This is a genomic window from Bacillus sp. FSL R12-0074 (genome assembly GCF_038005725.1).
Taxonomy (GTDB): domain Bacteria; phylum Bacillota; class Bacilli; order Bacillales; family Bacillaceae_G; genus Bacillus_A; species Bacillus_A mycoides.
Genome location: NZ_JBBOTR010000001.1, coordinates 2189632 through 2214378 on the forward strand (window position 1 = coordinate 2189632; position 24747 = coordinate 2214378).

The following is a 24747-nucleotide window of genomic DNA, read 5'->3' on the forward strand; positions in this document are numbered from 1 at the left end:
TTTCATAAATTGCATTTATTATTGATACAATAATAGTAAAAGGATGGACAACATATGATTACGTTTGAGAAAGTAAATACAGAAAATGAAAGCGCTGTAAAAGAAATGTTTCATTCACACAGCTTAGATGAGAAAAAGGTTCAGTATTGTGTAAAAGTTGATGATACATATATTGGCGTAATAGATTATAGCGTTCAAGAAGAGAGTGCTATTTTGTCACAGTTAATTATTCATTTTGATTATCAAGGTTATGGATACGGGACAAATACGTATTTTACATTTGAAGAAATGATGAAACAGAGAAATGTGAAAGAAATAAAAGTATTGCAAGAGATGTTTACGGAACAAGCTAAATCTTTCATAGAGGGATCTGGTTTTATTGAGGGAAATGGAATATATGTAAAGAAAATATAGTGAATATTGATTAGGTGATGATATGAATATAAGGTAGGTGGACGTATGACGATAACTTCTGGTCTTGTATTAGTTGGAGGTTGTTTTATAGTAGCAGAACTATGCCAGACTTTTATTCGGAAAAGAATGTATAAGAAGAGAAGACCATATGAATTACAATATATTCCCGTATTTTTAATTTTGTTTTGTATGCTATTTGTATTGCAAAACATGACGTATTTCCCACCTCTTTTGAACATTTTTTTGAAGTTTGGGTTGCTATATAGCGGCGGTGGGATATTTCTTTTATTTCTTTTATTTTGCATACGTTACATCCATTATCAATCGTATATATTCATTTTAAATTGGCTAAAGCAAAGCGATAGAAACCGCCTTACATAAGGGGGTTTTTTTATTTGTACTTGTAACGGAACTTGTACAATTAACATAAAATAGGACGAGTAGAAATGAAAGCTTATTACAATAAAGAAAGGAACGAAAAAGATATATGAAACTTGTTATAGACGCAGGGCATGGTGGATATGATTCTGGTGCTGTTGGTAATGGGTTAGTGGAAAAAGAGTTAACACTTCAAATTGCTAGACGTGTGCGAGATATTTTATCTGCAAATTATCCAATCAATATTAAAATGACACGTGATAGTGATGTGTTTATCTCTTTATCAGAACGTGCTAATATTGCTAATTCATTTGGTGCAGATTATTTTATCTCATTTCACATTAATAGTGGCGGTGGAACTGGATTTGAAAGTTATATTTACAACGCGCTATCTAATAGTAGTTCCGCATATGAAAAGCAACAAAAAATGCATGCAGCAGTCAATCCTGTATTAACAAAATACGGTCTTCGTGACCGAGGAGCCAAAAAAGCAAATTATGCGGTACTAAGAGAGACTGCAATGGATGCAATTTTAACAGAGACTGCCTTTATTGATACAACGTTTGATGCTAATTTATTGAAAAATCCACAATTTATCGAAGATCTAAGCCAAGCGTATGCAAACGGAATAGCAGCTATTTTTGGAGTAGCTCCAAATCCGAACCCTCCAAATCCACAACCTCCAAACCCACAGCCAACACCACAAACGAAGGGGATTGCCTATATACTTGGGAAAAATGTGAATTTAAGAAGTGGCCCATCAACGTCTTCTTCAGTTATTCGTCAACTAAACGCCCCAGAATCGTATGTCGTATATCAGGAAAGTAACGGATGGTTAGACTTAGGAAATGGACAATGGGTGTATAATGACCCTTCGTACATTAATTTTGTAAAGACGAGCAATAGTGATGGAAGTCCAATTGGTGTCGCTTATATAAAAGGAACGAATGTGAACTTAAGAAGTGGTCCATCAACATCTTCTTCAGTTATTCGTAAATTAAATAATCCTGAATCGTATTTAGTGTATATTAATCAAAACGGTTGGTTGAACCTTGGTGGAAATCAATGGGTGTATAATGATCCATCATATATTAAATATAATCAATATTAGGAAATGAGTTTATAATGTAATATGAATGCGTATTTATGTATAACGTAGATACGCATTTTAAGAACGTTTATTATTTTCATACTTATACACTTTATTTTAAAAATAAACATTTGAATAGCGGATAGAATCTAAAATGTATATTACATACATTGACAATGTATGTAATATACATTAATCTTTAATTATTAATGATAATCGATTTCATCTAGGGAGGACATATGGTACATAGTAAAAAAATATTTATGTTCTGCATTATGATACTTATGGTAATAATCGCAGGGTGTAGCAAAGAAGAGAAAAAAGAAAATGATACATCGGCTAAAGCAAAAGATTCGTATACTGTAAAGCATGCAATGGGTGAAACAACAGTAAATGGTACACCTAAAAAAGTAGTTGTTTTAACAAATGAGGGTGCGGAGGCGCTTTTAGCTGTCGGAGTAACACCAGTTGGAACTACAAAACCACGTGCTGGTGATGAATGGTATCCTCATTTAGCGAAAGATTTAAAAGATACGAAAGTTGTAGGTACTGAGCGTGATATTAATTTAGAGGCAGTTATGAAGCTTAAGCCAGATTTAATTATCGGGAATAAAATGCGTCATGAAAAAATATATGAGCAATTGAATGAAATAGCACCAACTGTGTACGCTGAAACATTGCGCGGGGATTGGAAAGAAAACTTTACACTCTATACAAAAGCTGTAAATAAAGAAAAAGAAGGGCAAAAGGCTCTTGAAGATTATAAAAAGCGTATTGAAGGAATGAAAGAGAAGTTAGGAGATAAATTGAATTCTAAAGTTTCTATTATTCGCTTCGTACCAGGTGACGTTCGTATTTATCAGAAAAACTCATTCTCAGGTGCTGTTTTAAATGATATTGGATTTAAGCGACCACCACTACAAGATAAAGATGAGTTTGCGATAAAAGGAATTACAAAAGAGCAAATTCCGAATATGGATGGGGACTACATATTCTACTTCACATCTGATAAAGATGCAGATAAGAATAACGAAGGAACCACGTTAGCAAAAGAATGGACAGAAGACCCACTCTTTAAGCAGCTGCAGGCTTCTAAAGACAATAAAGTATTCCAAGTGGATGAAGTAATTTGGAATACAGCAGGCGGTATTAAAGCTGCAAACTTAATGCTAGATGATATTGAAAAATATTTTTTGAAATAAATGAATGGTTGAGTGCATCACTTTAAATAGGTGATGTACTTTTTTTGTTTATTTAAATACAGAAAATTCCTTCTTTTAAGTGTGGATAAGTTGTACAATAAAACCAATCATGGAATAAAGGAGTGGAAAGGAATGAAAGCTACTCATAAAGATTGGATTTTGTTTAACGGAAGAATTGTGAATACGAAGGAAGAACAGCCGATGGTTGCGTTGGAAGAGCGAGGACTCCAATTTGGTGATGGCATATATGAAGTATTTAGGCTATACGATGGGAAGCCTCATTTATTAGACTTACATTTGGAACGCTTTTTTAAATCTATGAGGGAAATAAATATTGTTCCGCCGTTTACAAAGGAAGAGTTAGTTGAAGAACTTCATCAAATGATTGAAAGAAATCAATTTCAAGAGGATGGGAATGTGTATCTTCAAATATCACGTGGAGCTCAAGCTCGAAATCATGTGTATGAAAAAGATTTACAGCCAACATATTTTGCGAATATTGTTTTGTTTCCAAGACCTACCGCTACTATGGAACAAGGAATAAAGGTTACTGTAGAAGAGGATATACGCTGGAAGTTCTGTCATATAAAATCTTTAAACCTTCTACCTAATATCATGATTAAAAATAAAATAAACGAGCAAGGGTATCAAGAAGCGATATTAGTACGAGATGGAGTTGTAACAGAAGGGTGTCATTCGAATTTCTTTATGGTGAAAAATGATAAATTAATTACACATCCGGCCGATAATTTCATTCTACACGGCATTACTCGTCACTACGTTATTACATTAGCGAAAGCTTTACATATTGAAGTAGAAGAGCGTGAATTCTCATTGCAAGAAGTATACGAGGCTGACGAATGTTTCTTTACAGCGACACCACTTGAAATATTCCCTGTTGTTCAAATTGGTGATGAGAAGTTTGGAAGCGGCGAAAGAGGACCAATTACGAAAAAACTACAAGCTGCATATGAAGAAAGTATTAGTTTGTTTAAAGTGACAAATTAATAATGAGGGAAAAAGCTGGTATTCCCCCAGCTTTTTTTCATGATATAATTCAACCATAGGACAAGTTTTGAAAACGCTGTAAAAAGGGGATTTAATATATGAATTATGAAGATTTTAAAGAAGTAATTCACGGTAGACGAAGTGTTAGAAAGTTTACAGAACAAGAAGTATCCACTAGTGATATAAAAGAAATTATTGATTGTGCTCGTTATGCACCGAGTGATACGAACTCACAAACGTGGGAGTTCTTGGTCATTATGAACCGAGAGAAAATTAAAGAAATTGAACAAATGACATGGGATGCATTACATAAACTTGCAGCAAAAGCAGCAGAAAATGGAGAAGAGAAAGCAGGGAAATTACTTACACGTTCTTTCGGTCCATATGCGACAGCTTTCTCTGAGGCGCCAGTATTAATCGTATGTTTGGCAACACCATATGAATCAAAGTTTCGTGAAAAGATATTTGATCCAATTGCCTTCGTTCCTGATTCAGTATGGGAAGAGGAAGGAATTAAGAGTAGCTGTTTAGCAGCACAAAACTTAATGTTGGCTGCACATGCGAGAGGACTGGGTACTTGTCCAATGACAGGACCTGTATTATTAGCTCAAGATGAACTGCGACAATATTTACAAATTGAGCCTCAAAAACAAATTAATATGGTAATTTCACTCGGGTTTCCGAAAGATAAGCCGAAGAAACTTTCTCGAAAAGAAGTTGATGAGATTACAACATTTATTTTCTAAATGTTATGTAGAAAAGACATTGAAATGACAATGTCTTTTTATTTTGAATGGATATTTTTTTAGTGAATTGGGCTAAAATGATGAATAGAGTGGAATTACTATTTATTTCTTTAAAAAAATTAATGTTCTTAAAATGAAAGTATGGTACAGTAATCGTGAGCAAGCTAATATTTGTTCATGAAAGTGTTAAAAACTAGTTTTAAAATCAAGAAGTTATTTTTGTATAATAAATTATAATGAAATAACAGGGGGAATGAATTTTGAAGAAATTCATAATCGCTGGATTGTCTGTATTGTTATTAGTAGGCTGTGGTACTCCAAAGGAAAAAGAGGATGCACAGTCAAACCAGGAAGAACAAGTTGTAAATGCAAGTGATGAGAATATGGTCGTATTTCCTGAAGGAGCAGTGCCAATCGGAGAAGGGAAAGTAAAAGTAACTACTCCAGATGGTACTTCTGAAAATGGCAATATACCAACTGTATTCATAAAAAAGGATACTTTAATTCAGCAAGTCGAATTAGAACTTTCCAATTTTCAAAACGATAAAGAAACATTTGTATTTGTAGATCAAATATTTGCAGATAAACATCAAGTAACTAGTACAACACAGACAACAGTACAATTAAAAGAAAAGACGCTTGAGACAGGTAGTCATACGATTACCGCAGCTCAGTTTGAAAACAATGACCCAAAAGGAAAAGTCATTAGCTTGAATCAAGCTCAGTTTGAAACGAAGCCTGCGTCTTAATATGGAAAAAAGTACATTACTCAAAAGTAGTGTACTTTTTAGTTTGGATTGAATTATGTCATTGAGAATAATTTGTTTCACTTTCTAGTACGAATGAATAGAAAGAACTTATTCTTTACTATCATGTAAGAGGAAGGAATTGAAAGTTTGAAACGAGTTATTCGTATTTTCTTATTTATTATAATGTTTTCGGTCATTTGGTTTACTTTACAAGAGGCGGTTGAAGTTACGCTCAATTATCACATTCATGACTTGTTAATTGGAGCTGTATGTTTTGTCATTGTGTATCGGTTTTATCCCGCCTTAACGGCCAATAAGAACCCCACTTGAAAATTCGGCACATGCGAGGAAGTTAGGTGGGAGATCAACTTGCCCGTAAAAGCCCGATTGGTGAAGGATAATACCGCCCTATGATTAAAGTTTCGCTTTATGATAAACTCGGATTAAGGTAAGTATTGAGTTGGAAATGTAGGGATTTCATTTGAAATGTCGAATAGTACATACGATGTCGTAATAACAAATTTTCTATTGTTTACTGTGAAACAGAAGAAGGAGAGATTGTAGTTATGAAAAGAGCTCTTATAAATATTGATTATACATATGATTTTGTAGCTGAAAAAGGTGCTTTAACATGCGGGAAACCAGGTCAAGAAATTGAGAAGGAACTTGTAAGTGTAACGAAACAATTTATTGAAAAAGGTGATTACGTAGTATTTGCGATCGATAAACATGAAGACAATGATGTATATCATCCAGAAGCGAAATTGTTTCCACCTCATAATATAGCAGGTACAAATGGAAGAGACTTATTTGGTGAATTACAAGATGTATGCGAGAAATATAAAAATGCAGAGAATGTATACTATATGGACAAAACACGTTACAGTGCTTTTGCAGGAACGGATCTAGAAATGAAGCTAAGAGAAAGAGGAATAGTGGAAGTGCATCTTGTAGGTGTATGTACAGATATTTGCGTCCTTCATACAGCAGTAGATGCTTATAACAAAGGGTTTCAAATTGTGGTTTATGAAAAAGCAGTAGCATCTTTTAATGCGCAAGGACATGAATATGCACTTGGACATTTTAAATCTTGTTTAAATGCAGAAGTGAAGTGAAAAAAGAGGCCTTCAAAAGGTCTCTTTTTCACATTTAAATAGAGACGACTTGCTGTTGAATTAACTTTTTAATGAAAGGGCTAATGTTTTCTGGTAGCCCATTTAAATCAAAAAATTGTACATGTTATGATTCAACTCCGTCTGCTTTTAACGAGGTGAGTATTGCGGAATTAAAAGAAAGTCGTCTATAAAAAATTCTATTGTAATATCCCTTTAGGGGATTAAAAAGGGTAACTAACTGTTACGATTTATTTAACCAATTATAACTAAAGTTAATTAAATATATCAATCAGTAAGCCCTGCTAGTCAAGTGATTGGCTAGTAGTGAGGGTTAACTGCGGGCAATCCCTAAAGCTGTTTGAACTACAACGTGGCTAGAAATGGTGAGCGTGAATGTTGCGAAAGCAGAAAAAATCAATCAGAAGGTGCAAGGTTAAATTCTAAACACTAGAACAATGGGGCTTCCACATCGAATCATCTAAGTTAAAATTGATAAGATGAACGTTCAACGACTATCTCGTATAACTGACGAGAGTACATCACAAGCCTATGGTGATGGAAAAATCCTCTATCTCTAAAGAGATAAACATATAGTCTGCGCTCATGTGAAAACGCGAGAAGTTCATAAGAGAACTGGCCAAGGGATTGCGCCTTTAGTTGAACAAGATAAATTTAATCAAATCTATCAAATCTATCAAATCTCATTTAATCTATCGAACGTATGTGTTATGGTAAATCCAATGAGGTGAGAATAGTGATGAAATTTTTACGAGTTAGTCAAGTGTCGGAATTAACAGGGTTGCATCCTAGTAGTCTTAGGAGAATGCACAAAAGCGGTGAATTAGTACCTGAAAAGGTGACTGCTGGTGGAACACGCTACTATTCAGAAGAACAAATCTTTCAGTATCTAAAAGGGGAGCGCCCAAATAATCGCACAGTAATTGGCTATTGTAGAGTCAGTTCTTCGAGTCAAAAAAACGACCTAGAAAGACAAGTCGATAGAATGAAGCAATATCTTATCGCGCGAGGTTATCAATTTGAAATTATCGAAGATATTGGTTCTGGAATCAACTATAAGAAAAAAGGCTTTAACAAGTTAATTGAACGCATTGAGAACAATGAGGTTGAAAAAATTGTTGTCATGCACAAAGATAGACTTGTGAGGTTCGGTTATGAGTTGGTTGAAAAGATCTGTCAACTACACGGAACAGCGATTGAAGTAATTGACAATACTACTAAGACAGAAGAACAGGAGGTCGTAGAAGACCTTGTTCAGATCATTACAGTATTTAGTTGTAAACTTCAAGGCAAGCGCTCTAAAAAGACCAAACAGATAATTAAGGAGTTGACTTCTGATGATATTGGCGAAGAAAGTCAGACTGATTCCAACGCCTGAACAAGAAAAAGTGCTTCGAAATCATGCTGGAGCTTCAAGGTTTGCTTATAACTATTGTAAAAGAATGAGTGATAGATACTATAAGCTATTCGGAAAATCTGTTTCACAGTTAGATTTACAGAAACGATTTACAAAGATCAAGAAGCGAAAGCGATATGAGTGGTTAAATGACATCAACGCACAAGTTCCAAAACAGGCTTCAAAAGATTTTGACAAGGCGCGAAAAAATTCGTTCAAAAAGTACAAAAATGGCTATCACACTTCTTATAAAACCAAAAAAGATTTAATCCAAGGATTTTATGTCAATTATGAAAGACTGATTATAGGAAAGAAAGTAGTTGATATTCAGTCTATTGGAGAAGTGAAAACAAGCCAACAACTACCAAGAAACAAAAAACCATCAAATCCAAGAGTTACATTTGATGGTCGTCACTGGTGGATTAGTGTAGGGTTCAAAGAAGAATTCGAACCACAAGAACTAACCAATGAATCGATTGGTGTGGACGTTGGTTTAAAAGAGTTGTTTGTAGCTTCTAATGGTACGAAAGAACGAAATATAAACAAAGATGCTAAGGTTAAAAAACTTTTGAAAAGGAAAAAGTCAGCGCAAAGAGATATGTCTAGGAGATTTAAAAAAGGTGTGAAATTTCAATCTGCCGGATATGAAAAAGCTAAAACTGAGCACCTTCGGTTATCTAGGAAAATTACGAATATCCGAAATAACCATATCCATCAATCAACAGCTAAATTGGTGAAAACCAAACCAATGAGGATTGTTGTGGAAGACTTAAATATCTCAAACCTGTTAAAAAACAAAAAACTATCGAAAGCATTTTCATTTCAAAAATTAAACTTCTTCTTTCAATGTTTATCATACAAGTGTGAGAAGTACGGCATTGAATATGTAAAAGCTGATAAATGGTTCGCTTCAAGCAAAATTTGCTCAAGTTGTGGAGTTAAATACGACCATTCAGTTCAACCAGAAGGACAGTGGAGTTTAAAGGTTCGTGAATGGAACTGTGTTGGGTGCAATAGCCATCACGATAGAGATTTGAATGCTGCGATAAATTTATCAAGATGGGTAAAATAATTGCTTGATAATATGAGGTAACGATACTGCCTCGTGTGGAGTGTTATACCCCTCGTCCCTTCGGGGTTGCGAGAACACTTTGAAGCACTAACTTGTGTAAATTTGATTGAATTGTATAGATTTAGTTAAGTTTATCGTATCGGTTATATTGTTGAAGATGAACTAGGACTACAAATACATAGTTAAGAAAGTAAAATGAAAGGTCAGGGTAAAAGAGGTTCCGAAAGCAAATTTTGAGATAATCAATAAGTATTTACAATAGATTAGCTCTGCATGAAATTTTTATTAGTAAGGAAGTGGATGGATGAGTTTATTAACGTATACTGAAGAGTTTTTTAATTATGTAAGGGAATTTTTACTTTTAAGGTTTTTACTATTTGCTTTAGTTCTTATCATTATTTCTTTTGTTATAAATCGAATTATTGATTGGTTTTTTAGAAAATCAAGCTTTTTTGATGAAGAGGTAGAGCAGACAATTCAAAGTGTAATTCGATCTATTTTTAGGTATATCATTATCATCAGTCTTATCATATATTTAATTAGTCAATTTGTAGATATAAAAAGTATTATTGCAGGTGCAGGGATAGCGGGAGTTGTCATCGGTTTTGCTGCACAACAGATGCTAAAAGATGTAATATTAGGCTTCGCAAGATTAGCGGACAAAGAGTTCCGTGTTGGCGATTTTGTTACTTTTAACGGAACAAATTCAGGAACCATTGAGGAAATTAGTGTTCGTTTTATGCAAATTCGTGAATGGTCAGGAAAACTCCTTACCATACCACACGGAGAGATTAGAACGATACAAAATTTTAATAAAGGATGGATGCGAGTTATTGAACGCATCACAGTAAGTTATCAGGAAGATCCTACAAGAGTTAAGGAATTGTTAGAAGAAGTGTGTGTTATTTGTAATGAAAAATTGGATCAAGGTCTTTATAGAGTAGATGATGAAGCTGTTGAACCATTTAAATATGTTGGAGTTACAGACTTAAATCCTAACCTTAAATATGTTGGATATGAATTTTGTATTACAGGTTTGATTAAACCGGAAGATTATTTTGAAACTTCTAGACAAGTAAGATTTGAATTAATGTCTATTTTCCATAAAAATCAAGTGCAAATGCCAGCAGCGAATATGTTCGTTAACACTGAAAGTTTACAGAATATCCATGTGGGACAATCTTTATCAGACAGTTAATGAAAACTAGCTAATTTCTGTTTTGGTTTAGAATTTAGATTTGTAAATCAGTAGATTTGAATGAACTGTATGGGATATCTCCGAAAAAAGAGCTGAAGGAATTCGGTTCTTTTTTGTTTGTAGTATTTTGAAATTTCTTAATGTTATAATGGTAGTTGGTGATGAGAATGAACATAGATGAAAAAGAGATGCATCGTTTAGAGGCATTAAAAGAAATTGCTGAGTTACTAAATGAAGCAACAAACTTACAGGAAATGTTAGGGAAAGTGTTACATACATTATTACAAGTTATGAAATTACAAACAGGGTGGATATTCTTTATTGATGAAAGTGGAAAGCATCGTATGCTTGTAGACCAAAACTTACCCCCAGCTCTTACGTGGCAGGAAAAGAAGCCGATGTGTGAAGGAGATTGTTGGTGTGTAGAACGTTTTGTGAATGGAAGATTGGAAAAAGCGACAAATATTATTGAATGTAAACGAATAGAGGATGCGATTGAATGTAATTGGGGCGAGACAGAAGATGTTACACATCATGCGACAATCCCGCTAAGATCTGGATCAGAGAAATTTGGTCTATTAAATGTAGCCTCGCCTCATAAAACACATTTTTCTGAGGAGGAGTTAGCGTTATTAGAAGCGATTGCATTTCAAATTGGAACGACAATACAACGTATTCAATTAGTTGAGAAAGAACGAAAATATGTAGTTGTAGCTGAAAGAAATCGATTGGCTCGTGATTTACATGATTCTGTTAAACAATTGTTATTTTCAATTATGCTAACAGCGAAAGGGACTCTAAATATGACGAAGGATAGAGACTTGCAAGAGATGTTAAGTTATATTGGAGAATTATCACAGGAAGCATTACAAGAGATGACACTTTTGATTTGGCAATTAAGGCCTGAAGGATTAGAGAAAGGTTTAGCAGAAGCGATTCAAAATTACGGAAAACTGTTAGGGATTCAAGTGGAAGTTCGAATTGATGGAATGGTTTTAATTGAAGATGAAATAGAAGAAGTTTTATGGCGTATAAGCCAAGAGGCATTACATAATTGTAAAAAACATGCCTTATGTGAAAAAGTATGTGTTCATTTAAGGATAGAAAATAATAAGTTGCATTTTTACATAGAAGATAACGGAATAGGATTTATACAGGATCAAGTAAGAGAGTCAGCACTTGGTTTGAAAAGTATGAAAGAACGAATTGAATTAATGAGGGGAATTTTTCGAATAAAAGCAGAACCGGAAAAGGGGACAAAGATAGAAATTCAATTACCGGTTTGAGAGGGAGAACGTCAGTGAAAATTAAATTATTACTTGTAGAAGATCATCATATCGTTCGAAGGGGACTCGTATTCTTTTTGAAGACGAGAGAAGAATTTGAAATTATTGGGGAAGCAGCAAATGGTGAAGAAGCATTAACATTCGTCCAAGCAGAAAGGCCAGATGTAGTATTAATGGATTTATCAATGCCGAAAATGGATGGTATTGAAGCGACAAAACGTATAAAACAATACGATGAGACAATAAAAATTCTTATGCTCAGTAGTTTTTCAGAACAAGATTACGTTTTACCAGCATTAGAAGCTGGGGCAGATGGTTATCAATTAAAAGAAGTGCAGCCAGATCAACTCGTTGCGTCAATCGTTGCGGTATATCAAGGAAATGCAAATTTTCACCCGAAAGTAACACCAGCACTATTAGGACGATCAGCAGTCAAGAAAGAAAAAGAGAATCCTTTTTCTATGTTAACAAAAAGGGAGCAAGAAGTACTTCGTGAAATTGCGAAAGGAAGAAGCAATAAGGAAATTGCAGCAGAACTTCATATTACAGAACAAACTGTGAAAACACACGTTTCTAACGTATTGGCTAAATTGGAAGTAGATGATCGTACACAAGCTGCCTTATACGCAGTAAAGCATGGGGAAAACTAGAAATAAGTATGAATAATTGTGTCATATGCTACGGAAGAATACATATGAGAAATTAAAATGTATAGAGATGCCGAATAAAGGTTTTTCTTCTTTCAATAATTAGGTACAATAAAGTGAAACTTTAATCAGTGGGGGGGCCATCCCCACTGATTATTAGTTGAACCAATCGGGTTTTTACGGGCAGTTGATCTCCCACCTAACTCCCTTGCATTCATCGAATTTTGAGGTGGGAGTCTTACTGCCCGTTAATACGGGATAAAGCTACTATGGAAGGGGAAGATACGCTATGCCTGGTACAAAAAGTGGGATTGGAAAGATTCAGGCTTCGTTAAATGGTTTATCACCGAAATTACGAAGTATTGCCGAACATATTTTGAAACATCCACAAGATGTTGTACATAAATCGATTACGGAATTAGCGGAAGTTACGAATAGTTCCGAAGCAACGATATTCCGCTTATGCAAACACTTAGGTTTTCAAGGGTTCCAAGACTTGAAAATTACATTAGCTCGTGAGATTGTACATACCCCGATGCAAAATATTCATGAGGAAGTATCGGTAGAAGATAATATTGTCACTGTTGCTAAAAAAGTTTTTCATTCACATATTACAGGACTGCAAGATACATTACATTTGTTAAACGATAACGCGTTGGAACAGGCAGTAAGTGCGCTGAATGAAGCGAAACGAATTGAGTTTTATGGAAATGGTGGTTCAGGTATTATTGCGATGGATGCTTATCATAAGTTTATGAGAACGGGTATTTCTTGTATTGCTCATACGGATTCACATTTTCAAATTATGGGAGCTGGCTTGCTGACAAAAGAAGCAGTGGTCATTGCAATTTCTCATTCGGGAAGTAATAAAGGTTTACTTGAAGCGTTAGAAGTAGCGAAAGCAAGAGGGGCCAAAATTATTGCGATTACGAGCTATCAAAAATCGGCATTAAGCCAACTTGCTCATATAACATTATATACTTCGACGCGTGAGACGGAATTTCGTACAGAAGCAAGTTCGTCACGATTAGCGCAGCTTAGTTTATTAGATACTTTGTATGTGGGATTGTCATTGCAGCGACAAGAGGAAACACTACAAAATTTACAAAGTATACGTGAAACTATTTCGATGAAGCGAATATAAAAAGCTCTTCAAATGAAGAGCTTTTTATATTGGCGAGTAGTCTGTTGATATACCCTCTAGATCTACTTGTTCTAAGTGTCTATAGAAATATGCCAATTACCTATAATAATAATCTCTCATCTTTTAGACCATTCATTTTTTAAACCTCGATATTTTGCATATGAAATTTAACAAGTAGCTTGATACATCAAAATACGTATTGGGTAATAATTCAAATATTGTTCAATATTTTACAATAAGCTTATGAAATTCCATGTTATGATGAACCTGTAATGATGATTGAACACTTAAATTTGGTACAATAATTAGCCAAAATAGTGAGGACAGTAGTTGTGAGATAAACTCATTAAAACTCTAAAACACTAAAGGGGAGATCACATATGAAAGCAGTAGTAGTTAATAAAAACAGCAAAGCAAATATTGAAGTTATTGAAAAAGAATTACGTCCGTTACACTCGGGTGAAGCGCTAGTAGATGTAGAGTATTGTGGAGTTTGCCACACTGATTTACACGTTGCGAATCATGATTTTGGAAACACCGATGGCCGCATCCTTGGTCATGAGGGTGTAGGTATTGTTACTAAAATTGCTGATGATGTTACTTCACTAAAGATAGGTGACCGTGTAAGTATTGCATGGATGTTCCAATCTTGTGGACGTTGTGAATATTGCGTAACGGGGAGAGAAACATTCTGCCGTGAAGTGAAAAATGCTGGTTATTCAGTAGATGGTGGTATGGCTGAACAATGTATTGTTACAGCTGATTATGCGGTGAAGGTACCAGAAGGATTAGATCCTGCTCAAGCATCATCAATTACATGTGCGGGCGTAACTACATATAAAGCTATAAAAGTATCAGACATTAAACCTGGTCAACCTATCGTAATCTATGGTTGTGGTGGATTAGGTAACCTAGCTATTCAATATGCTAAAAACGTATTTGGTGCAAAGGTAATTGCAGTAGATATCAATGACGACAAATTAGCCTTAGCAAAAGAAGTTGGTGCTGATATGACTATCAATCCGATTTCTCAAGGTCCTGCTGATAAAATTGTTCAAGAGGAGTTTGGTGGTGCTTATGCTGCTGTAGTAACAGCAGTTTCTAAAGTAGCCTTCAACTCAGCAGTTGATGCAGTACGTGCTTGCGGTAAAGTAGTTGCGGTAGGTTTACCAGTAGAAACTATGGATTTAAACATTCCACGACTTGTATTAGACGGAATTGAAGTAGTTGGTTCTCTAGTTGGTACTCGTAAGGATCTGGAGGAGGCATTTATGTTCGGCGCAGAAGGAAAAGTAGTGCCGGTTGTTCAAACGTGTTCTCTAGATAAAGTACAAAATGTATTCGAAGAAATGGAACAAGGTAGAATTCAAGGGCGTATGGTAATCGATTTTAAACAGCATAATTGTGAGTGTAAATAATTCATTTTAAATATAAAAAGCATGAGTCTAGCAAAGGACATTTAAAAAGTTAGACGGCATAAAAAAGGTGATCCCTCGTATTCAATAGGGATCATCTTTTTTACATTCTACTAATATCAATGCAAATTAATACTTGATTGATGAGACATGATTAAAGGTTCACTTTATCTACAAACGAAAAAGAATCTTTACTTTTAACAAATTTTTTATGATTTGGAACGGTTTGAATTGCTACAACTTGCGAATCTCTTGCTTTCAGTGCATCTTGAATCCCGATTGTCATAAGCTTAATAAATAGAATCGTAATAAAGAATGAAACGAGAGTATACAAAATAATCCACCATGAAATATTCATTTCATAACGATTTAATCCAATAAGGCCTGCCCAATCATTCGATAGAGAAACAGGTTTGAGTACTCCGTCATAGAGTTCACGCATTTGTATCCCGCCAATTACAATATCAAGCAACGCTAAATGGATAACGAGTATGAGTGTTTGGACGATATGTTCCATAAATAACACAAATAAGCGATCAAGTAATAAGACTCGTAAGTGTTTTTTGATAATATGAAAACGGCTAGCACCCAGTAATTGTGAACTTAAAATGTAATCTCGTTTCATAAATTCATCAACCTCTGAGGAGATATATAAAGAAAGTGTAGGTAGAGCGACGAAAATAAGTACGAGAACTTGATAAAACGCAAATGAAATATTTGGATCTAATCTATCAGCATTTGATATGATTACAATATTAACGGGCGTGATGAGTATAAATGCGATAAATAAAGTAGGAATATAGTAAAAAACTTCTGAGCATGCCTGGAAAAATCTCTTGAATCTTGGAGCGTATAAACTTAAGAGGATTCCTATACATGTTCCGAATAAAATTCGAAAGAAGCTAATTGCCACGGCTAATAAAATGGTGAATTTTGCTCCTTCTACAATTTGTAAGAAAACAGACTCTCCAAAACGATCAGATCCAAAAGGCGGCATTAACGATGGCGAAAAGGGGGCCTTTCCAAGTAATTCGTTATTGTCATTGTAAAGTAACTGAGGAGGTTTTTGGATGTTATCTTTAAAGAACCAACTATAAATAAAACTAGCTGAAACAAGTATGAATAGATAAGTAAAGCCGATTAAAAATCGTTTTGATTTCCAAATAGATTTCATAATGCTGCTCCTTTCAATTGCTTTTTCCATCTATTCATCATGAATGAGATTATTTGAAAAATGGCATAAAACGGTAAAACAATCATAACAAGTATGATAAATGCAGCTGGAGGTGAAATAAACGCCTTCTTAAATAAAAATTGAATAATGCCTTCCATATTAAAAACAAATTCTAAAATGAATAAGTTAGAAAGTAAGAAAACAAAAATCGTTTTTAAATGATGAAAGAAGTGGATAGATATATTTTTGAATAAATGAATGCATAGTATATAACTTGATGAAAGTCCTTTTCCATATGCAACCTCTACGTAATGTTTTTCATGTTCTTCTTTTATGTATAACACCATCATCCGAAACATTTGTAATGTAGGTAAGACTGCTAAAGATAAAATAGGGAGTAAATAAGCTCGATTTTCATTAAAAGAAATAATGGTGACAGGAGATTCCCCGAATTTCTGAAGTACCCATATGAAAAATATTTGCAAACAAATCATCATCATCATATCTGGGACAGCTTCTAATATGAACACAATTCGGTTTATCCATTTTTTTATATAATCTTTTGCTAAAAAATAAAAAAATGCCATACTAGATGATAGAAAGAGTGCAAGCAAAAAGGCTATAAATAATACAGTAAATGAATATAGGTAGGGTTCTAAAACAGTTGGAAATAATGGTGTCTTTTTGAAATGACCAAATTTCGGGTCTGATCCTATAACTACTAATGATTCAGGGGAGAAAACCTGTTTTAACATAGTAACGATCTGATTAAAAAAATGAATTGGTTGAAAAGTGAATCCCTGTTGAGTGATAAATAAATAAGGTAAATTTAGTAATAGTAAGAGTGATAAAAGAATTGATGAAAGTTTTATTGTGAATTGAGATATTTTATATAACATTAAATCCCTCCGACATCTTTTTACAACATTATACAATAAAATTCATATTTTGTTTTGATTTTTCAGAAAAATATAAATACTATTAGATTTTATAGTATGGGACATATATTTACAAGGTAAAAAAGTGATAGTAGGGAGCCACGCCCTATGTCCATCAAGCTAAGAAAACGAGAACTTATATATTATTATCTTTAGGTGGAGGGGAAAGAATGTTTGATAAATTAAAAAGGTTATTTAAAAAAGATAAAGAGAATGATTAAGAAGATGAGAGGTACATTTTGGTTATGAAAAAAATTTTCTTTTCATAACTTGATTTATGAAAAAATATTTTATATACTAATTCATGTAAACGGTTTACTAGATCGTATTTTGCTAGAAACGAAGGGAAGGTTCGCATGGAAACAAGGGGGAGAGTAATCGGGGTTGACATCGGTACCACAAGTACGAAAACGGTTGTATTCACTGAAAAAGGAAAAGTCGTTGCTTCACATGCAATTGATTATCCAATTATTCAACCGAAGGTCGGATGGGCTGAGCAAGATCCTGATGTAATATGTGCTGCTGTATATAAAACTGTAAGCGTTGCCATTGAAAAGGGTAATGTGTCACCGGAAGATATTTCTTCTATCGGGATTAGTACAGCGATGCATGCCTTAATTGCTGTAGATGAAAACGGTGCGCCGTTAACGCGCTCTATTATTTGGGCAGATAATAGAAGCACAAAGCAATCAGAAAAACTATTACAACAAATGAATGGTCATGACATTTATAGAAGAACTGGTACACCGATTCATCCGATGTCACCACTTTCTAAATTATTGTGGATGAAAGAAGAAGAAACGGAGTTATTCAGAACTGCTCATAAATTTATTTCCATTAAAGAGTATGTCATTTATCAATTATTTTCACGCTATGTAGTTGATTATTCTATCGCATCTGCTACAGGGTTATTTAATTTAAAAACATTAAACTGGGATGAAGATGTTTTAACTATGTTAAATATGTCACCAGAACAATTATCAACACCTGTACCAACTACATATATTTTATCGGGAATGAAGCCGGAATTAGCACAAAAGATGGGTATTAGTGAGGATACTCCGGTTGTTATTGGTGCAAGTGATGGTGTTCTTGCAAATGTAGGTGTCGGTGCAATATCACCTGGCTCAGCTGCAATTACGATCGGGACAAGTGGTGCGGTTCGAACAATTTCATCGAGTGTTAATACAGATGAAAAAGGAAGAACTTTTTGTTACGCATTAACAGATGAGCACTGGGTGATCGGCGGACCAACGAATAACGGTGGAATATTACTTAGATGGTTACGTGATGAATTTGGTAGCCCAGAGCAAGAGGTAGCAAGAAAGCTTGGAATTGATCCTTATGATTTATTAATTAAGTATGCAGAAAGTGTACCAGCTGGAGCAGATGGATTACTATTTTTACCGTTTCTATCTGGAGAACGTGCACCCTACTGGAATGCAAATGCTCGAGGTACATTCTTCGGGATAAACCTTCAGCATAAACGTGAACATTTCATACGAGCAGTTATGGAAGGTGTTTGTATGAGTGTGTATTCAGTAGCACTTGCCATTCGAGATTGTACAGGGCCACTTACTGAAATACGTGTTTCAGGAGGCTTTGCGAAATCTGCATTTTGGAGACAAATGTTATCTGACATGATGGGGAAAGAATTGCTTGTTCCAGAAAGTCATGAAGCATCTGCGCTTGGGGCAGCAGCACTTGCTTTGTATGCAATTGGGAAAATTGATTCTCTTGAAGAGGTGAAGGATTGGATTGATATTGTCCATCACCATGTACCGAATAAAGAAAATACGGCTTTATATTTAGAGATGTTTTATATGTATGAACGACTTTACAATCGTTTGAAAGAAGAATTTGATTGTATAGCTGCTTTCCAACGTAAACAATAGGGGGATTGGGAGAAATGGTAGTTGGGATCGTACTAGCGGCTGTTGTTATATTACTTTTACTAATTACGGTAGTAAAATGGCATCCATTTGTCGCGTTAATTTTAACAGCAATCGGAGTTGGGCTAGCAATGGGGATGCCCTTAATTGGAACTTCACCACAACATCCGGGGATTATTGATTCTATTAAATTAGGTCTTGGTAATACGTTAGGGTTTTTAGCGATTGTTTTAGCTTTAGGAACAATGCTAGGAAAAATGATGGCTGAGTCTGGCGGTGCTGAACGAATTGCTAACACATTAATTGGACGTTTTGGGAAAAAGCGTGTTCACTGGGCAATGATGTTCGTTGCATTTATAGTAGGGATTCCGGTATTTTTCCAAGTTGGATTTGTACTATTAATTCCGTTAGTATTTACAATTGCGTTAGAAACAGGGGTATCACTTATTACAATCGGTATTCCGCTAGTAGCAGGTCTTTCGGTTGTACACGGACTTGTTCCACCGCATCCAGCAGCTATGGCAGCGGTAGGTATATTTAAAGCAGATGTAGGGAAGACAATTTTGTATGCATTAATTGTCGGACTTCCAACTGCAATAATTGCAGGTCCGCTTTACGGGAAATGGATTGGTGCTCGTATACATAAAGAAGTACCGTTAGATATAGCGGAGCAATTTATTGAAAGAGATAAGAAGAAGGAACTTCCTAGCTTCGGAAATACATTGTTTACTATTTTACTTCCAGTATTTCTTATGCTAGGTGCATCGATAGCAGAAGTAGCATTAAATAAAACAAGCCAACTTGCACAAGTATTGCATTTTATTGGAGATCCAATAGTCGCATTATTAATTGCAACGATATATTCTTTCTTTAGTCTTGGCTATGCAAAAGGGTTTTCTAAAGACAAAGTCTTACAAGTTACAAATGATTGTTTAGGCCCAATTGCAAACATACTGTTAGTTATCGGTGCAGGTGGCGCATTTAATAAAGTGTTATTAGATTCTGGGATCGGAACTACAATTGCGGAGATGGCGAAAGAATCGCATATTTCACCGATATTATTAGGTTGGGGAATTGCTGCACTTATCCGAGTTGCAACGGGATCGGCTACTGTTTCTATGATGACAGCAGCTGGAATTGTAGCACCGATTGCAGCAAGTACACCAGGAGTGAATGTAGAGTTACTGGCACTTGCAACAGGAGCAGGGTCATTAATTTTATCGCATGTAAATGATTCTGGATTTTGGATGATTAAAGAGTATTTCGGAATGACTGTGAAAGAAACATTATTAACATGGACTGCAATGGAGACAATATTATCTGTTGTAGCACTTGGGCTAATTTCGTTATTAAATATATTTGTATAGAATGGGAGATTGATTAATATGAAACTAGGTTTAATTGGATTAGGAAAAATGGGATTCCCATTAGCTGAACACTTACATGAAGACAAGCATGAAGTAGTTGTATACGATGTAAATAATGAGCTTGTTGAAAAGGCAGGGGAATTAGGGATTACTGCTCGTCATACGTTAAAAGAAATGATTGCTGAACTAGAAGCACCTCGTACAATTTGGGTAATGGTACCTGCAGGAGAAGTTGTCGAGTCAGTACTAAAAGATGTATATCCATTATTAGAGGAAGGCGATATCGTTATTGAGGGCGGAAATTCATTCTATAAAGATACGTTACGCCGTGCTGAAGAAGCGAAAAGCTTTGGTTTACATTATGTAGATATCGGTACATCAGGTGGTGTGGAAGGAGCTAGATACGGTGCTTGCTTAATGGTTGGTGGAGAAAAAGAAATTTATGATCAACTAGAACCTTTATTTAAAGATTTAGCAGTAGAAAATGGTTATTCATATGCAGGCCGCGTCGGTAGTGGGCATTTCTTAAAAATGGTTCACAACGGTATTGAATACGGAATGATGCAAGCAATCGCTGAAGGATTTGAAGTACTAGATAAAAGTGATTTTGATTTCAATTATGAAGATGTTGCAAAAGTATGGGCGAACGGATCGGTTATCCGTGGTTGGTTAATGGACTTAACTGAAAAAGCATTTGCAGAAGATCCGAAACTTGATGGCATTAAAGGTGTTATGAACTCTTCAGGAGAAGGGAAATGGACTGTTGAAACTGCGCTTGAATTACAAGCAGCGGCACCAGTTATCGCTATGTCATTATTTATGCGCTACCGTTCACAAGAAGATGATACATTCCATGGGAAAGTTGTCTCAGCTCTTCGTAATCAATTCGGTGGACATGAGGTTGTGAAAAATTAGTTTTGTGAAACTCATACGAAAGTATGAGTTTTTTTTATTTCTCATACTATTTAATGAAAGTTTTTCCCTCTTTTTACTGTGTTTTGTATAGAAATTTCTGATAATATATAAATATAACTTGAAAACAAAGGGGAGAAATAATTATGAAACTAGTCGTTATTAACGGTACACCAAGAAAATTCGGTAGAACTCGCGTTGTGGCAAAATATATTGCAGAGCAATTTGAAGGGGAGTTATACGATTTAGCAGTAGCGGAATTGCCTTTATATAATGGAGAAGAATCACAACGTGAATTAGAGGCAGTAAAAAAATTAAAAGCTTTAGTGAAAGCTGCGGATGGAGTAGTACTATGTACACCAGAATATCATAATGCGATGAGCGGAGCGCTGAAAAATTCGTTAGATTACTTAAGTAGCAGTGAATTCATCCATAAGCCTGTCGCATTACTAGCAGTTGCTGGAGGAGGTAAAGGGGGAATAAACGCATTAAATAGTATGCGCACTGTCGCTAGAGGCGTTTACGCAAACGCAATTCCAAAACAAGTCGTGCTTGATGGATTACATGTGCAAGATAGTGAACTTGGAGAAGATGCAAAACCATTAATTCATGATTTAGTTAAAGAATTAAAAGCATATATGAGCGTATATAAAGAGGTGAAAAAACAATTAGGAGTTGAGTGATATGTCCTCTCTTTATCATGATTCTCGCTTGTATTACATTCTAGGAGCCAATAGTTTATCCGCTATTGGTTCCGGGATTGTTATGATAACGATTCCATGGTTGTTAATTAAGGAAAGTGGAGGAGAGACAACATTTGGTTATGTTTCTATCGTTGCAACTCTCATCATGTTTTTACTAACACCATTCATTGGGCAAAGCATAGATCGTTTTTCAAGAAAATCTTTATTGTTATGTAACGAAGGTATCGGGATAGCCATTATAGGAATGATGGCCATTTGGGGATTTGCTGGGCAATCATACAATTCTATTCATTACATTATTATTTATATAGCAGGTTCTTTCTATTATCTATTATTCTATCCCACAATATTTGCATTTAACCAAGAAATATTTCAATCAGAGCATTATAAAAGTTTAAGTGGCACAATGGAAATACAAGGACAATTAACGCAAGTTATTTCAGGCGCAGCTGCTAGCTTTTTAATTGAGATTATTTCTTTGAAATGGATCTTGTTAGTGGATATGTTAACTTTTGCAGGAGCATTTTTTCTTTTCTTATGTATACCGTATGTAAAGAAAAAAGAAGTAAAACGGAAAGCAACATTTAAGAAGCAATTGTTCGAAGGAATTCACTTTATGAAAAAGCGCCCTAAGTTATTTTGGTTTTTACTAGCGACTTATATGCCGTTTATCGGTGTCATGATGGCAAATTATTTAATCCCAGTATATATTTCAGATATACTCAAAGCTAGTGCCTCTGTATACGCAATTGAAGGTATGATGTACGGTGTCGGAGCGGTTCTTGCAGGAATAAGTATTCCAATCATGATGAAATATGTCAAAATAGAAATTTCAATCGTTATGACGATGGTTATTTATGTAATTTCAATTACCGCAATGATTATTGAGCCTTCCATTATGTTATTATATGGACTAGCGATTTTCCATGCGATTGGAAATGCTGGAACACGAGTGGCGAGAAATGTATTGATGATGGAAGAAATCCCAAACGAAGTAATGGGACGTGTGGACAGCTTATTTCGATTAATTGGCACAGAAATTCGAATTGTATTATTAATGTTGTTTACGGCAGGCGTATCTAAAGCAGGGGTAATGATCCCGTTTTACGTACTGAGCTGTATATTGATCCTATCATTAGGGATTGCTTTTTATTATGTAATTTCAAAACGTAAAACGGAAGCGAATGTGTCTAATAAATCAATTGTTTAAAAAATACTTCTGCCTCCTTTTCTTTTTCTATATAATAAAAAGAAAGGGAGTGTTAACTTATTTATGAACAAATGGATATTGCTTATAATCTTATTACTACCTCCGCTATACATCATTTATATGACGTTTCGAATGAATAAAGTTGCTCGTGAAACATTGAGTAATCACTCTCCATACGTTCTTATATTAGGTGCAAAGTTATTTGGAGATAGACCGTCTTTATCTCTTCAAAATCGTTTAGATATAGCGTTGGAATATTTACAAGCTCACCCTGAGGTGAAAGTAATTGTTTCAGGTGGTCAAGGGGAAGATGAAGATATACCGGAAGCTCACAGTATGAGAAACTATTTAATGGTACATGGTATAGATGAGAATCGTATTTTAATTGAAGACTGCTCTACAAATACGTATGAAAATTTAAAGTTTAGTATGGATTTATATGATGTAAAGCATGCGGTAGTTGTAAGTAATACGTATCATTTATATCGAACGAAAATAATTGCAAAGCGTTTAGGGATAAAGATGGAAGCTTTGGCTGCTGAAACACCGAGACGCTCTAAGAAAAAAGCGTATGTGCGTGAATATGCTGCAATTATGAAAACAATATTGTTCGACCGTTAGAGCTCAAATGAGAGCTCTTTTTTTGTATAATAAAGCGTATCATTTGAAATGAATGCTATATTCCATCAAAATAAAGGAAACAACATGAAAGGAGTTGTGTCTGTGATTCAATTTAATCATGTATCAAAAGCGTATGAAGATGGCACAAAAGCAGTGGATTCATTACATTTAGAAATTAAAAAAGGAGAATTTTTTGTTCTCATTGGTCCGAGTGGTTGCGGGAAAACAACGACAATGAAGATGATTAACCGTTTAATTGAAACGACGGAAGGATCAATTTTAATCGATGGAAAAGATATTCAACAATATAACATAAACGAACTACGTTGGAATATAGGGTACGTGTTGCAGCAGATTGCGCTGTTTCCACATATGACAATTGCTGAAAATATTGCAGTTGTCCCTGAAATGAGAAAATGGACCAAAAAGGAAATAAAAGCACGTGTCGATGACTTGCTACAGATGGTTGGGCTCGATCCAGATGTATATCGTGATCGCATGCCAGATGAATTGTCGGGAGGGCAGAAACAACGTGTTGGTGTCGTACGGGCATTAGCCGCAAACCCGAAAATTGTACTTATGGACGAACCATTTAGTGCGTTAGATCCGTTAAGTAGGGAGCAGCTTCAGAAGGATATCGTACAATTGCAAAAAAAGATTCAAAAAACAATCGTGTTCGTAACGCACGATATGCAAGAGGCTTTATCACTTGGTGATCGTATTTGTGTAATGAAAGAAGGAAAAGTTGTTCAATTAGATACACCAGAAGGAATTATACATAACCCGAAAAATGAGTTTGTAGAGGAGTTCATTGGAAATCGTGGACGACCTTGGTATGAGGGGAAGAGTATAGAAGAGGTATTGCCGCTAGACGAGGGTATACGAGTTGAAGGGAATGCTTTATCTTTACATTCGTCATTACAAGAAGCACTAGTCCGCTTACAAACTGAAGAGTCAGTGCCGGTTGAAGAGCATGGTCAATATGTTGGAGCGTTAACAAGTCGTCATATTGTCAATTACATTGTTGAACAAATGAAGGAAAGAGGCTAAA

General features: G+C 35.1%; 24 protein-coding genes and 1 pseudogene. 22 read left to right on the forward strand and 3 right to left on the reverse strand.

All coding sequences use genetic code 11. The features are described 5' to 3' along the window. Nucleotides 1-54: 54 nt before the first annotated feature. From NSS97_RS11495 to NSS97_RS11535, 8 genes are all read left to right on the forward strand, one after another. Nucleotides 55-414, forward strand: a complete 360-nt coding sequence (locus NSS97_RS11495) for a GNAT family N-acetyltransferase (RefSeq protein ID WP_002085863.1) — start codon at nucleotides 55-57, stop codon at nucleotides 412-414. A 45-nt stretch (nucleotides 415-459) separates the two neighbouring features. Then, nucleotides 460-795: a hypothetical protein gene (locus NSS97_RS11500; RefSeq protein WP_081085969.1), complete on the forward strand. Its 336-nt coding sequence runs from the start codon at nucleotides 460-462 to the stop codon at nucleotides 793-795. A gap of 106 nt (nucleotides 796-901) precedes the next feature. Next, nucleotides 902-1903, forward strand: a complete 1002-nt coding sequence (locus tag NSS97_RS11505; protein WP_088039317.1) for an N-acetylmuramoyl-L-alanine amidase — start codon at nucleotides 902-904, stop codon at nucleotides 1901-1903. A 218-nt stretch (nucleotides 1904-2121) separates the two neighbouring features. Then, complete coding sequence (locus tag NSS97_RS11510) at nucleotides 2122-3084, forward strand: ABC transporter substrate-binding protein (RefSeq protein ID WP_002127211.1); 963 nt, start codon at nucleotides 2122-2124, stop codon at nucleotides 3082-3084. 132 nt (nucleotides 3085-3216) lie between these two features. Continuing rightward, a complete protein-coding gene (gene dat / locus NSS97_RS11515; protein ID WP_107887469.1) occupies nucleotides 3217-4092 on the forward strand; it encodes a D-amino-acid transaminase in 876 nt (291 codons plus the stop codon). 98 nt (nucleotides 4093-4190) lie between these two features. Continuing rightward, the gene (locus tag NSS97_RS11520) at nucleotides 4191-4838 is read left to right on the forward strand and encodes a nitroreductase family protein (RefSeq protein ID WP_002012699.1); all 648 of its coding nucleotides are present in this window, start codon (nucleotides 4191-4193) and stop codon (nucleotides 4836-4838) included. A 260-nt stretch (nucleotides 4839-5098) separates the two neighbouring features. Next, the gene (locus tag NSS97_RS11525) at nucleotides 5099-5587 is read left to right on the forward strand and encodes a hypothetical protein (protein ID WP_002031720.1); all 489 of its coding nucleotides are present in this window, start codon (nucleotides 5099-5101) and stop codon (nucleotides 5585-5587) included. A 566-nt stretch (nucleotides 5588-6153) separates the two neighbouring features. After that, nucleotides 6154-6702: a cysteine hydrolase family protein gene (locus NSS97_RS11535; RefSeq protein ID WP_341112585.1), complete on the forward strand. Its 549-nt coding sequence runs from the start codon at nucleotides 6154-6156 to the stop codon at nucleotides 6700-6702. Nucleotides 6703-6736: 34 nt separating this feature from the next. Here NSS97_RS11535 and NSS97_RS11540 read toward each other — a convergent pair. Next, nucleotides 6737-6856: pseudogene (locus NSS97_RS11540) on the reverse strand (NUDIX hydrolase); the annotation flags it as partial. A 603-nt stretch (nucleotides 6857-7459) separates the two neighbouring features. Between NSS97_RS11540 and NSS97_RS11545 the strand changes: the two are divergent. From NSS97_RS11545 to adhP, 7 genes are all read left to right on the forward strand, one after another. Further along, complete coding sequence (locus tag NSS97_RS11545) at nucleotides 7460-8098, forward strand: IS607 family transposase (protein ID WP_044441900.1); 639 nt, start codon at nucleotides 7460-7462, stop codon at nucleotides 8096-8098. Further along, on the forward strand, nucleotides 8058-9188 hold the full coding sequence (locus tag NSS97_RS11550; RefSeq protein WP_044441898.1) for an RNA-guided endonuclease InsQ/TnpB family protein: 1131 nt from the start codon (nucleotides 8058-8060) through the stop codon (nucleotides 9186-9188). Before NSS97_RS11545 ends, NSS97_RS11550 begins: the two co-directional genes overlap by 41 nt. A 304-nt stretch (nucleotides 9189-9492) precedes the next feature. Next, complete coding sequence (locus NSS97_RS11555) at nucleotides 9493-10386, forward strand: mechanosensitive ion channel family protein (RefSeq protein WP_044441895.1); 894 nt, start codon at nucleotides 9493-9495, stop codon at nucleotides 10384-10386. 188 nt (nucleotides 10387-10574) lie between these two features. Beyond that, on the forward strand, nucleotides 10575-11672 hold the full coding sequence (locus NSS97_RS11560; protein ID WP_341114622.1) for a GAF domain-containing sensor histidine kinase: 1098 nt from the start codon (nucleotides 10575-10577) through the stop codon (nucleotides 11670-11672). Nucleotides 11673-11686: 14 nt separating this feature from the next. After that, nucleotides 11687-12322, forward strand: a complete 636-nt coding sequence (locus NSS97_RS11565) for a response regulator (RefSeq protein ID WP_002127217.1) — start codon at nucleotides 11687-11689, stop codon at nucleotides 12320-12322. Nucleotides 12323-12608: 286 nt separating this feature from the next. Further along, nucleotides 12609-13463: a MurR/RpiR family transcriptional regulator gene (locus NSS97_RS11570; protein WP_002012688.1), complete on the forward strand. Its 855-nt coding sequence runs from the start codon at nucleotides 12609-12611 to the stop codon at nucleotides 13461-13463. A 380-nt stretch (nucleotides 13464-13843) separates the two neighbouring features. Beyond that, nucleotides 13844-14881: an alcohol dehydrogenase AdhP gene (gene adhP / locus NSS97_RS11575; protein WP_002085845.1), complete on the forward strand. Its 1038-nt coding sequence runs from the start codon at nucleotides 13844-13846 to the stop codon at nucleotides 14879-14881. Nucleotides 14882-15032: 151 nt separating this feature from the next. Here adhP and NSS97_RS11580 read toward each other — a convergent pair whose 3' ends face one another. Together NSS97_RS11580 and NSS97_RS11585 are read right to left on the reverse strand one after the other, a co-directional pair. Continuing rightward, nucleotides 15033-16052 carry an ABC transporter permease gene (locus tag NSS97_RS11580; RefSeq protein WP_341112589.1) on the reverse strand — a complete coding sequence of 340 codons (1020 nt, stop codon included), beginning with the start codon at nucleotides 16050-16052 and terminating at the stop codon, nucleotides 15033-15035. Continuing rightward, the gene (locus NSS97_RS11585) at nucleotides 16049-16951 is read right to left on the reverse strand and encodes an ABC transporter permease subunit (protein ID WP_107887472.1); all 903 of its coding nucleotides are present in this window, start codon (nucleotides 16949-16951) and stop codon (nucleotides 16049-16051) included. The genes NSS97_RS11580 and NSS97_RS11585 overlap by 4 nt, the downstream gene beginning before the upstream one ends. Before the next feature lie 395 nt (nucleotides 16952-17346). Between NSS97_RS11585 and gntK the strand changes: the two genes are divergently transcribed. The 7 genes from gntK (at nucleotide 17347) to NSS97_RS11620 (ending at nucleotide 24746) form a co-directional block, all read left to right on the forward strand. After that, nucleotides 17347-18885 carry a gluconokinase gene (gntK, locus tag NSS97_RS11590; RefSeq protein ID WP_044441885.1) on the forward strand — a complete coding sequence of 513 codons (1539 nt, stop codon included), beginning with the start codon at nucleotides 17347-17349 and terminating at the stop codon, nucleotides 18883-18885. A 14-nt stretch (nucleotides 18886-18899) separates the two neighbouring features. Continuing rightward, nucleotides 18900-20249 carry a GntP family permease gene (locus NSS97_RS11595; RefSeq protein WP_002141651.1) on the forward strand — a complete coding sequence of 450 codons (1350 nt, stop codon included), beginning with the start codon at nucleotides 18900-18902 and terminating at the stop codon, nucleotides 20247-20249. Nucleotides 20250-20267: 18 nt separating this feature from the next. After that, nucleotides 20268-21164 (forward strand): phosphogluconate dehydrogenase (NAD(+)-dependent, decarboxylating), encoded by an 897-nt coding sequence (gene gnd / locus NSS97_RS11600; protein WP_002012680.1) that lies wholly within the window; start codon nucleotides 20268-20270, stop codon nucleotides 21162-21164. Between the two features lie 143 nt (nucleotides 21165-21307). Beyond that, the gene (locus NSS97_RS11605; protein ID WP_002031805.1) at nucleotides 21308-21844 is read left to right on the forward strand and encodes an NADPH-dependent FMN reductase; all 537 of its coding nucleotides are present in this window, start codon (nucleotides 21308-21310) and stop codon (nucleotides 21842-21844) included. 1 nt (nucleotide 21845) lies between these two features. Further along, nucleotides 21846-23075, forward strand: a complete 1230-nt coding sequence (locus NSS97_RS11610) for an MFS transporter (protein WP_107887474.1) — start codon at nucleotides 21846-21848, stop codon at nucleotides 23073-23075. Nucleotides 23076-23138: 63 nt separating this feature from the next. Next, nucleotides 23139-23696, forward strand: a complete 558-nt coding sequence (locus tag NSS97_RS11615; RefSeq protein WP_044441879.1) for a YdcF family protein — start codon at nucleotides 23139-23141, stop codon at nucleotides 23694-23696. Nucleotides 23697-23798: 102 nt separating this feature from the next. Then, nucleotides 23799-24746: an ABC transporter ATP-binding protein gene (locus NSS97_RS11620; RefSeq protein ID WP_033709046.1), complete on the forward strand. Its 948-nt coding sequence runs from the start codon at nucleotides 23799-23801 to the stop codon at nucleotides 24744-24746. Nucleotide 24747: the final 1 nt, after the last annotated feature.

Coding starts and splice junctions, on each gene's coding strand:
- gntK (WP_044441885.1), top strand. CDS start 17,347: ATGGAAACAAGGGGGAGAGTAATCGGGGTTGACATCGGTACCACAAGT.
- NSS97_RS11500 (WP_081085969.1), top strand. CDS start 460: ATGACGATAACTTCTGGTCTTGTATTAGTTGGAGGTTGTTTTATAGTA.
- NSS97_RS11545 (WP_044441900.1), top strand. CDS start 7,460: ATGAAATTTTTACGAGTTAGTCAAGTGTCGGAATTAACAGGGTTGCAT.
- NSS97_RS11505 (WP_088039317.1), top strand. CDS start 902: ATGAAACTTGTTATAGACGCAGGGCATGGTGGATATGATTCTGGTGCT.
- NSS97_RS11560 (WP_341114622.1), top strand. CDS start 10,575: ATGCATCGTTTAGAGGCATTAAAAGAAATTGCTGAGTTACTAAATGAA.
- NSS97_RS11605 (WP_002031805.1), top strand. CDS start 21,308: ATGAAACTAGTCGTTATTAACGGTACACCAAGAAAATTCGGTAGAACT.
- gnd (WP_002012680.1), top strand. CDS start 20,268: ATGAAACTAGGTTTAATTGGATTAGGAAAAATGGGATTCCCATTAGCT.
- NSS97_RS11615 (WP_044441879.1), top strand. CDS start 23,139: ATGAACAAATGGATATTGCTTATAATCTTATTACTACCTCCGCTATAC.
- NSS97_RS11535 (WP_341112585.1), top strand. CDS start 6,154: ATGAAAAGAGCTCTTATAAATATTGATTATACATATGATTTTGTAGCT.
- adhP (WP_002085845.1), top strand. CDS start 13,844: ATGAAAGCAGTAGTAGTTAATAAAAACAGCAAAGCAAATATTGAAGTT.
- NSS97_RS11570 (WP_002012688.1), top strand. CDS start 12,609: ATGCCTGGTACAAAAAGTGGGATTGGAAAGATTCAGGCTTCGTTAAAT.
- NSS97_RS11520 (WP_002012699.1), top strand. CDS start 4,191: ATGAATTATGAAGATTTTAAAGAAGTAATTCACGGTAGACGAAGTGTT.
- NSS97_RS11555 (WP_044441895.1), top strand. CDS start 9,493: ATGAGTTTATTAACGTATACTGAAGAGTTTTTTAATTATGTAAGGGAA.
- NSS97_RS11585 (WP_107887472.1), bottom strand. CDS start 16,951: ATGTTATATAAAATATCTCAATTCACAATAAAACTTTCATCAATTCTT.
- dat (WP_107887469.1), top strand. CDS start 3,217: ATGAAAGCTACTCATAAAGATTGGATTTTGTTTAACGGAAGAATTGTG.
- NSS97_RS11550 (WP_044441898.1), top strand. CDS start 8,058: ATGATATTGGCGAAGAAAGTCAGACTGATTCCAACGCCTGAACAAGAA.
- NSS97_RS11610 (WP_107887474.1), top strand. CDS start 21,846: ATGTCCTCTCTTTATCATGATTCTCGCTTGTATTACATTCTAGGAGCC.
- NSS97_RS11580 (WP_341112589.1), bottom strand. CDS start 16,052: ATGAAATCTATTTGGAAATCAAAACGATTTTTAATCGGCTTTACTTAT.
- NSS97_RS11595 (WP_002141651.1), top strand. CDS start 18,900: ATGGTAGTTGGGATCGTACTAGCGGCTGTTGTTATATTACTTTTACTA.
- NSS97_RS11510 (WP_002127211.1), top strand. CDS start 2,122: ATGGTACATAGTAAAAAAATATTTATGTTCTGCATTATGATACTTATG.
- NSS97_RS11495 (WP_002085863.1), top strand. CDS start 55: ATGATTACGTTTGAGAAAGTAAATACAGAAAATGAAAGCGCTGTAAAA.